Genomic DNA, 9,955 nt, shown 5'->3' with positions numbered 1-9,955 from the left:
CTGTTGATTTCCCTTTCGCAATAGTCGTCGTACAGACGTTTTTGCTCCGTATTCGAAAGAATCTCATATGCTTCCTGGATTTCCTTGAAATGCGTATCATCGCCACCGTTTTTATCGGGGTGGAATTGCTTCGCTAAGGCTTGATAGGATTTTTTGATTTCATCCACAGAAGCCTTTTCAGAAACCTGAAGAGTTGCGTATATCGAATATGGCGATCCCGAGAATTTGGACATATCGTGCTACGGGTCTATATGTTGATTCAACTTTATTGTAAGCTGTTCGGCATTCATTCGTTCAACACGCATTTGTTTTTGGAAATCGGCAACAACGGCTGTTACAATAGTTTGGTCTTTCTTAGAGACAAATGGCGTATCGTTTTCCTGGGCAAGATTTGAGTAAAAATCATTTATTTCTTTTTCGATATCGTCATACTTTTTCATCAGTTCATCAACATTTTCCCGATACATTTTCTTGATTTTTGGAGCTACCTTTTTGCAGTCTCCAACTTTATACGATGGTTTTATAACAATTTTTTCCTTTTCGGTTTTAGAACTCGCATAATAAGAATCACTTTCCTTATAAGTATATTCAATGCTACATGTAGCCGAACCATTAAAATTGCATTGAATCGTAGTCTCTGCGTAACTGTAATTATGATTTGGATCCCTGTATATAGAAAGCTCATTAAAGGCGCCGTCTAACGGGATGAATTCGTTTTTAGTTTTAAAATACTTAAAAGGAAGGTAAATTTGTTTTTTGTAGTGCTCAATTACATCTTTATTTTCATCCCAACCATATGTATTTCTCGTCATTTTTCTTGTCAAATATGGAATGCGCAATTCAGATTTAAAATATTTTACACCTTTATACTCTATAGTGTCATCATAAACATCACTATTATGGAAAAAGGTGTCGTCGATCTCCTGCTTAAGTGTTTTGTAGTCATCCGCCCATTTTTCAAATTTTTCAGAATTGAAAAGGCAGAATTCACGCACGGAATCACGCACCATCTTCGAGAGGGCGTCCTTGTTATCCACTTTTGTCCATAGGCAATCTTTTAAGATGAGCGCATCAACCGGCTTGACTTCGCTCCTATCGCAAAGGTATGCGGCCATCTTTAGAATTCTAGCCATTTTCTGCCAGCGTCGGTCAGAGATATAAATAGGACTAGATTTGTTTGCTTCTTTTTTGTTGTACTCATCAATCTTTTGGCGAATCGCATGGATTATGTTTAGGGTTTCCTTGGATATTGTAACATTGTTGAGATTTGTTAGGGCTTCATTCCACTTCTGAGCATCAAAAGTCAAGGTTTCATCAACAGGAACTACCGCTTCCGTGGGAATATCATTTAGTACTGCTTCAAAGTTACGACGCCATACCATGGGGTTAACGACCAATCGCATGATAAATCGGTCGTACAAAGCTTCTAACCCTTGATTCTCTGCAGGGATTTCGTTACTGGCAGCCACAATACCTTTTAGTGGGACATCTATCACCTTGTCTCCGTTACGGAACTTTCGTTCGTTGATGATGGTCAATAGGGTGTTTAGAATGGCAGGACTGCTCTTCCAGATTTCGTCTAGAAATGCGATGTCGGCTTCGGGAAGGTAACCCGTGGTTTTGCGAATATAGCGGTCTTCTTTAAGTTCCTTGATGCTTACTGGCCCAAAAACTTCTTCAGGAGTACTAAAACGGTTCATTAGATATTCAAAATATTTAGACTCCTTAAATGCAAGGCTCAAGCGTCGGGCGATTAAACTCTTAGCAGTTCCAGGAGGGCCGTATAAAAATACAGATTGCCCGGACAATATCGCAAGCAAGGCTAGCGCCACTATCTCGTCACGTTCTTGCAGGCCTACAGAGATTTCTTGAATCAATTGAGAAATCTGTTCTTTTTTGAGTACGATTGGTGTCATTGCAGTCCTTTTATAACCATTTGTTTGTTGATTACATAAATATCCTTTTATTAATATAACTAGAAAGAAATAGAAACGGAGATTTTTTTTCTTAAATGTGATATGTGGCTATATGATGTGCTGAAAAAAGTATATATTGGAGGTATGGTTCCTCATTTTGCGCAAAGGAGGTAAAGCGTATGTCAAAGCATAAGGGGCAACCACCCATCAATCCGAAAGGCGCTGGTTGGCCTTCTACTACAGGAGGCAAGTCTGGTGGTGGTCGCGGCGGCAACCCGCCTAAGGGCAGGTAGTCCCTAATGACTAGGCGCCTCTCCCCGGCTCTACGCTCGAGGATTTTTCTGCCTAGGGGCCCAAGAAGCGATTTTTACGGGAAATGAAAAAAGCCGTTTTTTGGCCTAGGGGCTTGACTGGCAAACATTTTGTTTATATATTCATACTATCAAATCATAATGATTAGTCGCTCCTGTGTTGGGCGCTGGGCTTGGAGCTGTTTTGCGTAAAAGTCCAATAGTCATTCGGAAATGGCTTTTTGTTTTGGGCGCTCGTCGAGTGAATGGCCTTGAAATGCATGGAGACATGCTTTTAAGGAGCAAAACGATGGGCGCCTTATAAAACAAATTGTCATTGAACGGCACAAAAGTTGTGTTACCTGATGGCGCGAGATATATCGTGGGCGGGGTTCGAATAGAACCGCCGCTCTTTTTTTATATGCTATTGTTGTATAAAAAGATTATATTGCCGTTATGGCATTGCAAGATTACAATAATTTCCTTGAAAATAGTCTAGCAATAGACTCCCGTTATCCGACGCTAGAAGAATTTCTTTTGGCTCTTGGACATTGTATCCCCGAAAAACCTTCCGAGGAAGAAAAAAAGCGCATTACAGATAGTCAGTTGGGCCGAGTAGTCATTTCAAAGAAAGATATCGTTAATTACCTATCTTCTATGAAATTGCGTTATGATTTAGTGATGATGTTGTATATCAATGTTATTAAGCAACCTAGAATGAACATAATGAGTAAAAATAGTTATTTACATGTTATGTTGTTAACATTATTTGTAAGGCGCTTTAATCTCAAAGAATACTTTAACAAAGATAAAAGTCCTCTAGAAGGTTATTCAAGAACAACAGGTTTTAAAGATTTTTTAAAAGAACTTGTTGGAGAAAAGAATGGGTTTTATTATAACGTTGAAATGCCGGAAGGGGATAATTCAGAGTATTTAGATAACTTATACGACTGGCTAGATGGAGGCGTTCCGACAATTGGGGCTCTAGAACGTTTTCTTCAACATGTGGCACTTGTCGAAAATTCGCCCATAAAAGCGAATCGCAATAAGATTCTTGTATTGTGGTTTTTCCAATCCATGTCAAAAAAATATCCCCATGATGAGAAGCAATTTGCCTCTAAAGAATATTTAGACCAAAGAGAAAAAAATGATGACGAGTTGGAAGATATAGACAACTTGGTTGTTGGTCCAAAAATGCCCTATTCACTTACAGATAATACCGAGCGCATAGAAAAAGCCAAAGAAAAATACTCATTTGACGAATATCCATTTATTGCACAAATAGAAATCAAGCACCTTATTTACCAGCATCGATATAACGATGCTATGGCAATAGTAAAAAAAATAGTCCCGCTAATTTTTTACATAAGCGCCAATGATAATGGAGGATGGTTTTCCCTTATTCTCAGCTTTGTTGTTTACAATTATACCGTAATAAAGGATAAAAATGAAAAAACGTCATTAAAAGGTCTTTTCAAAAGAATCTATAATCTCGGATCTATTTTTGAAATTGACGGCAACCAGCTTGAACTTGAAAAAAAAGAAGCTGAAGAAATTGTTATTAACAAATATTGCCGCAGGTTTAAAGAATGGAGTGCGGCACAGAAGTATTATGATAGGCAAAAAAAAGAGCAGTTCCCTTTCCCGGAACCGGATTATAAAAAAGTAAATCAAAAAAGAGTGACATTCGGCGATGTGGTTAATTGTCCCCAGTTGATCTTTTATACGCAACTTAATGAACCTAACATTGTGTGTAATTTATTGAAAAAAGGAGCTAAAATTGATGCTTCTATGCCAAGTAACGAATCCGCTTTGTATTGGAATCTAATCAATCTTGATTTAACTGCGCACCTTAATGATGGCCGGACCACCATGTGCCCGCCCGAATCAAAATTATTATTTGATAATCCAAAATTAAATGATTACGTGTATGCTCGAAAGGAAGCATATTTCAAGGTTTTAAAATTCAACGATTTCAATGAGGATTTGGAAAACGGGTATAAAGCTTTTGTCGAATGTGCAGAAGAACAGCATAAAGATGCGTATAAAATTTTTGAAATATTGCTACCGCATTATCAAGAACCTAAAGGGAATTGGCCTCTTTCTACATTCCAGCAACCTACTTTATACCGTCGAACCATTCTGAACGTAGCCATATGTACTGGGGACATAAATATCATATCTTCAGTAATTGAACTATATAAAAAATATCGTGGTGAAAAAGATACAGGTAAATGGATAAATGAAATTGCAGAAATTCAACCAAGAACTCCTATTTTCTGGGTATCACGATTATATCATTACATTGAACAAGTGGAACAATTAAAGTATATTCTCATTAATAGACCCACGATGAATTTCGAAGAATTCTCGCTGGCAGATCCAGATCTGATTGCAAAAAGTTGGAATGCAGCTTCCCCGAATAATATCAAAAATTTCCGTGAGAATCGTGCCGCTCTTCAAGAAGAATTAGACAATCCCCTTATGTCTTTTAATCAAAATTTGCAGATGTACTGGGAACATCGGTATATTAAGGAAAAATTGCCAGAATCAAAGTTGCTATCTATTCTGCAATTGCTTTTAGACAATCATGCCGATCCGCTTGTGATGATTGATGGGACTTCCATAAATTTTGAACCGGAATTTAACGCTTTGCATCATGCAATAGTCGATGGGTGGCTAGAAGGGGTAAAGATGATGGTAGAGCATGTAAAAAGCAAAGGGAATTTTGACGTGGAGCCATACTTGAAATTTGCCGTACTACAGTCTCCTAAAATATGTAAACCCGTGGTGGATTATCTATCATCCCTTAAATAACTGACATCTTTTACATCCTTCCTTTTGAGGGAAAATGGCGAAATTTGAATGAATTCGCCATTTTTTTGTGTTCAAAAAAATCGCGAACTTTCTACCGGTGCTATCCGGATTCGAATTAACAATATTCGGCAATAAAGCGTGGAAATACCCGCTGAATTCACATTTTTCAAAAAAGGACCCTAAACTATGTCAAACCTCTCCAACGACTCCAAAATCAACGAAATGTGCAACGCGATGCTGAAAAGCGGACGTTGGACGCTTGCTCGCCACTCGAAGCACCCTATTCTACGGCATACGGCCGACGGGGCGACCAAGTTCTTCATCATCCCCTGCACACCGAGTGACCCGCGCGCCTTTGCGAACTTTCGTCGCGATTACAACCGCTACCTTCGCGCATTCCTCGTCCAGACCGGCGTCATCATCGCCTAAACCTCAATTTTAAAAAGGAGTAATTATGTCATATAGAGACGATTTTCTTCAGGCTTTTCAGAATAGGGCCAAATTTGTGCCTGCTGAGCAGGCTAGGGTACGCTATCAAGACTTGGCAGGATTCGGATTGGAGCGGGCTCATCAAAATAGCCGTGATTTTCATGAGTTTACGCACCAATTTTTAATGAGCTGGTTGTATACTCGTGGCGCGCCAGAAAGTGCGTGCCACAATGTGTCTTGCAGCGCTATGATGACTGCCATATTGCAGGCGAATTACGCGGAGGATGAGGTAAGCCTGACTATTGGGGATGTTGCGTTTAGGGGTGAGTGGATGTATAAGGTCAGCACGGAAAGCCTTCAGAAAATTATAGAAGAGGGGCGAGTGTACGAAAAATCTTTGGATTGCCATGTTTGGCTCACCTATCGCTCCAACCATGTGTTTGATCTTAGCGTTCTATACAATCTCAATAAAAGGCGATGGTATAGCCTTAAAGCGGAAGAAGACCCAGTTATTTACTGGAATGATCAAAGTGAGGTGACTAAGTGGGAATTGGAATACAAGCCCATTCTTGTTGATAACGATTTCTTTTTCCGTGTTGATGGCTTGGGTTCCGAAGACCCATTGGGAAAAATCTGGTTGAGTAGACCATGATAGTAAAAAACGGAGGCCCCCATGGTACACCCATTCTTTCACACACCGCTTCGCGTGATGCTCGTGAGTAGCAATTTCTGCCGCAAAAACGAGCCGCGCGACGCCTATGGCGCAAGCTGCCTTGTCTCCGCGTTCCGGAACAGCCCGGCCAATGCAGGCGACACGCTCGACGTGTTCACCAGCGACCTGAACCGTTTTCAAAAGGCGAACGGCGACTTCGATATCGACTGGGGTCTCGCTGCGGACGAGATTGTCACCAGGGCGCTCATCGGCGGGTACAACGTGGTCGCATTCAGCGTTTTCGGTTGGTGCGAGAGAATGGTCGCGCTCGCCGGCGCAGAACTTCGTCGGCGTGGCCCGGACATCTTCATCATGCTAGGGGGAGCCTCCATTTTCGGGAGTGAAGAGGTACTCCGCAGACGCTTTCCGTTCGCGGATATGTTCACGCTCAGTTATGGCGAAAAGATATTCGCGAACTTGCGCCGCTATATCAACCAGGGCGTTGCCCACGTGATAGACTTGCCCAGGTTCGGGGAACTCGAGTCGCCCTACCTTTCGGGGGCCATCTCCCTTGATGGCGGTATCGATACCGTGCGTGCCGAAACCCGCCGCGGTTGCCTTTTCCGCTGTTCCTTCTGCAAGCATCGCGATACGCATTCGGGCAAGGTGTACCGCATCGACAATTACGAGCGCCATCTCGACGAGCTCAAGTTGTTCAAGGAACGCGGGGTGAAAAAGCTGAACGTTCTGGACCCGCTCTTCAACGATCACGAGGGGCTCGGGGAACAGTACCTGAAGCTTATCCGCAAGGTCGGTTTTTCCGGAAAGGTCACGCTGCAGATTCGCCCGGAACTGCTGATGGACCACTTTATGGAAGAGGCGTCGCAGAACCCGAACGTGATTTTCGAGATAGGCGTGCAGAGCCTTGATCCGAACGTGCTGAAGACTATCCAGCGTGGTGGCAGCAAGACCGAAGCCCAGCTTCGCAAAAAGCTGGACTGTTGCAGGGAACTTGGTATCGCGACTATGGTCACCCTGATTTACGGGCTTCCGCTGCAGACCTACAGTTCCTTCGCTCGCGATATCGGGATTGTCAAGAGCTACGGTGTCGGGAAGGTGGGGGCGTTCCCCCTGCAGGTCTACGCAGGTACGAAACTTGCCGAAGATATCGGGCAGTACGGCCTCACCCTGAAAGAGGACGCTTTCGGCATCCCCGAAGTGGTCGACAATCCCACCCACGATTTCGAGAAGATGCAGAAGCTCGCGGAAACCATCTAGAATGATATTTTCCTAACGACCAAGTGAACCTCTCCCCGGCTCCACGCTCGGGGAGTTTTGCGATATTCCTAATTATCCTTAAAATATCCCTGCACGGCAAATAGCGGAACATTCTCCATCCATTGCTGGTTTATGTAGGGTTTCATTGAGAAGCGGAGTCCCACTAAATCACTATTGCGTTCAATAAAGGTTCTCAGCGATTTTGAACGAACGTTTTCTTCGGCCTTGACTTCAACAGGAATGACGCGGTCATTTGTCTGCACAACAAAATCCAGTTCCACTTGGGAATCGTTTGTAGAGTAATAACGAACAAATTTCTCCATTGCCATAAGCTGAGTCAAGACGTATTCCTCGGCAAAGGCGCCGCTATACTCCGAAAAGATTTTTTCTCCGATAAGCACCTTTTCGGCACTCACATCCATTTGTGCTCCCAATAACCCAACATCTAGCATGAATAGTTTATAAATGGTTGGTTCTTCGTAAAAGCGGAGAGGCATTTGCACTTTGTTTACACGCTGGATTTTGTACACGAGGCCCGCATCTAAAAGCCATTGCAATGCTAGTTCATATTTGGATGCTCGTTCGCCTTTTTTCAATTCGCTATATAGAAATTTCTTGTTCTCTTTCGACAACTGGCGCGGAATGGAATCCCAAATCATTTTGATTCTCGCGTGTTCGTGCGGAGGAGAGTGTTTTGAAAAATCATTCTCGTAATCAGCAAGAATTTGCTTTTGTAATTTACGGACTTCTGCAGGGCCGCTCCCTTCAAGGAATGCGGACACTACGGCAGGCATCCCGCCTACATAATAGTATTGACGCAAAAGTTCCACGAACATCGTCGAAAGCGATTTAAGCGTCTCCCAGTCCTTTTTGTTCAGAACTTCTACAGCGATTTCCTTTTTGTTCGCTAGCAGGAACTCTTCAAATGTTAGGGGATAGAGCCTTAAAAAATCTACCTTGCCTACAGGGAAAGATATTCCTGCATGGAGCGCGATACCGAGCAAGGAACCGGCAACGACAACGTGATATTCAGGAGCATCTTCACAAAAATACTTGAGGCTTGTCAGCGCTCTAGGAAACTCCTGGATTTCGTCCAATATAATCAGAGTTTTTTCGGGCCGAATGTCCACTCCAGAAAGCGCCGAAAGTGAACGCACCAGGCGCTTGGTGTCAAAATTTTCAAAAACATCATCTAGATTTACTGCTTTTTCACAGTTGATATAGGCGACAGATCCGTATTCACGCTGTCCAAATTCCTTGAGAAGCCAGGTTTTTCCAACCTGACGCGCCCCGTTCAAGATAAGCGGTTTTCGGTGTTTAGAGGCCTTCCACACCAACAAATCTCTGTAAAGCAGTCGTTCCATACCTTAAATATACATTTTTTCGGACGAATAAATTGATAAATTCGACACTTTTTTAGATGAATAACTGACATGAACGGACATTTTTTTAGATGAATGCCGAAATTTGCGAAATTTGGCCACTTTTTTACGGAGATATGAAGTGGCACTTCACATCTCCGTAATTTTATGTCCTTAAGATCTCAACTACCTCACCACCGCCAGCACATCTTCCGCAATCTGCCTGGGCGTGAGGCGGTTCCTTTCCATGAGCTCACCGTAAGGGACCTTGTCGTAGAATTCCTTCTTGAGGCCTTTCACGAGTACGCGCATGTCGCTGTTGCCGTAGAAGCGGGCAATCTTCTCGCCAAAACCGCCGTCAATCACGCCGTTTTCGAGTGTCACGACAACTTGATGGTCGGCGCTCAATCCGTTCAACACTTCGCAATCTACACCTGTTGCAAATCGCGGGTTGACAATCGTCGCGTCGATTCCCGACTTCGCAAGTTCTGCTGCGGCTTCTTCAGCGAGGGCGTAATAGCTCCCGAGACCGATGAGCGCAACCTTGCTTCCGCGCTTGTCTACTTTGTATGTATTCAACTTGGAGTAATCCTTGTCGAACGCGACGTTCCTGTGCACGACCCCGTTCGGGATGCGGATGGCCATCGGGTGTTCCGTCTGGTCAATCGCGTAATCCATCATGGCAATGGCCTCTTCTACGCAGGTGGGGCAAAGATACACCAGGTTCGGGATGTTGCTCATCATCGGGATGTCGAAAATGCAGAGGTGTGTGGTATCGTTCATGCCGTCGGCGCCGGACATGGTAATGAGCAGTGTGGCCGGGTTGTTGTTCGCACACAGGTCTTGCGAGAGCTGGTCGTAGGTGCGCTGGATAAACGTGCTGTGCGTGCTGTACACGGGCTTTGCGCCGCCTTTGGCAAGTCCGGAGGCGAGTGCGACGGCGTGTTCTTCGGCGATGCCCACGTCAATGAATTGCTTGCCCGCTTCTTTACGGCGGTCGGCAAAGAATCCGATACCTGCGGGCACCGCGGAATGGATTACGACGACTTTCGGGTCGGCTTTGATTTTTTTCATCAGGTAGTCGCCGAGAATGTTGCCGTACGATTCACCGTTGCCCCAGTTCACCACGCCGGTGGGGATATCAAACGGTGCTGCCCAGTGGAATCCTTCCTTCGCGTTTTCGGCGAAGCTGTAGCCCTTGCCCTTGAGCGT

Annotated in this window: 8 protein-coding genes; 4 read left to right on the top strand and 4 right to left on the bottom strand. The window is 43.9% G+C overall.

Annotation, left to right across the window (positions count from 1 at the left end; translation table 11 throughout):
* Together B2310_RS13405 and B2310_RS10385 are read right to left on the bottom strand one after the other, a co-directional pair.
* Positions 1-233 (bottom strand): DnaJ domain-containing protein (locus B2310_RS13405; RefSeq protein WP_414655109.1); only part of this gene is annotated, 233 nt, incomplete at its 3' end.
* A gap of 6 nt (positions 234-239) precedes the next feature.
* Positions 240-1,916 carry an AAA family ATPase gene (locus tag B2310_RS10385; RefSeq protein ID WP_290731223.1) on the bottom strand — a complete coding sequence of 559 codons (1,677 nt, stop codon included), beginning with the start codon at positions 1,914-1,916 and terminating at the stop codon, positions 240-242.
* A gap of 746 nt (positions 1,917-2,662) precedes the next feature.
* Between B2310_RS10385 and B2310_RS10380 the strand changes: the two genes are divergently transcribed.
* The 4 genes from B2310_RS10380 (at position 2,663) to B2310_RS10365 (ending at position 7,382) form a co-directional block, all read left to right on the top strand.
* Positions 2,663-5,023 carry a hypothetical protein gene (locus B2310_RS10380; RefSeq protein WP_290731220.1) on the top strand — a complete coding sequence of 787 codons (2,361 nt, stop codon included), beginning with the start codon at positions 2,663-2,665 and terminating at the stop codon, positions 5,021-5,023.
* 186 nt (positions 5,024-5,209) lie between these two features.
* Entirely contained in the window at positions 5,210-5,452 is a 243-nt protein-coding gene (locus B2310_RS10375; protein WP_290731217.1) for a hypothetical protein, read from the top strand.
* Positions 5,453-5,477: 25 nt separating this feature from the next.
* Positions 5,478-6,104, top strand: a complete 627-nt coding sequence (locus B2310_RS10370) for a hypothetical protein (protein WP_290731214.1) — start codon at positions 5,478-5,480, stop codon at positions 6,102-6,104.
* Between the two features lie 21 nt (positions 6,105-6,125).
* Complete coding sequence (locus tag B2310_RS10365) at positions 6,126-7,382, top strand: B12-binding domain-containing radical SAM protein (protein ID WP_290731210.1); 1,257 nt, start codon at positions 6,126-6,128, stop codon at positions 7,380-7,382.
* 68 nt (positions 7,383-7,450) lie between these two features.
* Here the strand turns inward: B2310_RS10365 and B2310_RS10360 are convergent, their stop codons facing one another.
* Positions 7,451-8,746 (bottom strand): ATP-binding protein, encoded by a 1,296-nt coding sequence (locus tag B2310_RS10360; protein WP_290731207.1) that lies wholly within the window; start codon positions 8,744-8,746, stop codon positions 7,451-7,453.
* A 183-nt stretch (positions 8,747-8,929) separates the two neighbouring features.
* Positions 8,930-9,955, bottom strand: a 1,026-nt coding sequence (locus tag B2310_RS10355; RefSeq protein ID WP_290731205.1) for a transketolase C-terminal domain-containing protein, incomplete at its 5' end; no start/stop codon positions are given.

It is taken from the genome of Fibrobacter sp. UBA3629 (genome assembly GCF_002374005.1).
GTDB lineage: Bacteria > Fibrobacterota > Fibrobacteria > Fibrobacterales > Fibrobacteraceae > Fibrobacter.
The sequence above is the reverse complement of the archived record's forward strand: the minus strand, read 5'-3'. Positions and strand labels throughout refer to the sequence as shown.

Bases quoted from the DNA above. Each gene is read 5' to 3' on its own strand.
- B2310_RS10380 (WP_290731220.1), top strand. From the start codon at position 2,663: ATGGCATTGCAAGATTACAATAATTTCCTTGAAAATAGTCTAGCAATA.
- B2310_RS10365 (WP_290731210.1), top strand. From the start codon at position 6,126: ATGGTACACCCATTCTTTCACACACCGCTTCGCGTGATGCTCGTGAGT.
- B2310_RS10360 (WP_290731207.1), bottom strand. From the start codon at position 8,746: ATGGAACGACTGCTTTACAGAGATTTGTTGGTGTGGAAGGCCTCTAAA.
- B2310_RS10375 (WP_290731217.1), top strand. From the start codon at position 5,210: ATGTCAAACCTCTCCAACGACTCCAAAATCAACGAAATGTGCAACGCG.
- B2310_RS10370 (WP_290731214.1), top strand. From the start codon at position 5,478: ATGTCATATAGAGACGATTTTCTTCAGGCTTTTCAGAATAGGGCCAAA.
- B2310_RS10385 (WP_290731223.1), bottom strand. From the start codon at position 1,916: ATGACACCAATCGTACTCAAAAAAGAACAGATTTCTCAATTGATTCAA.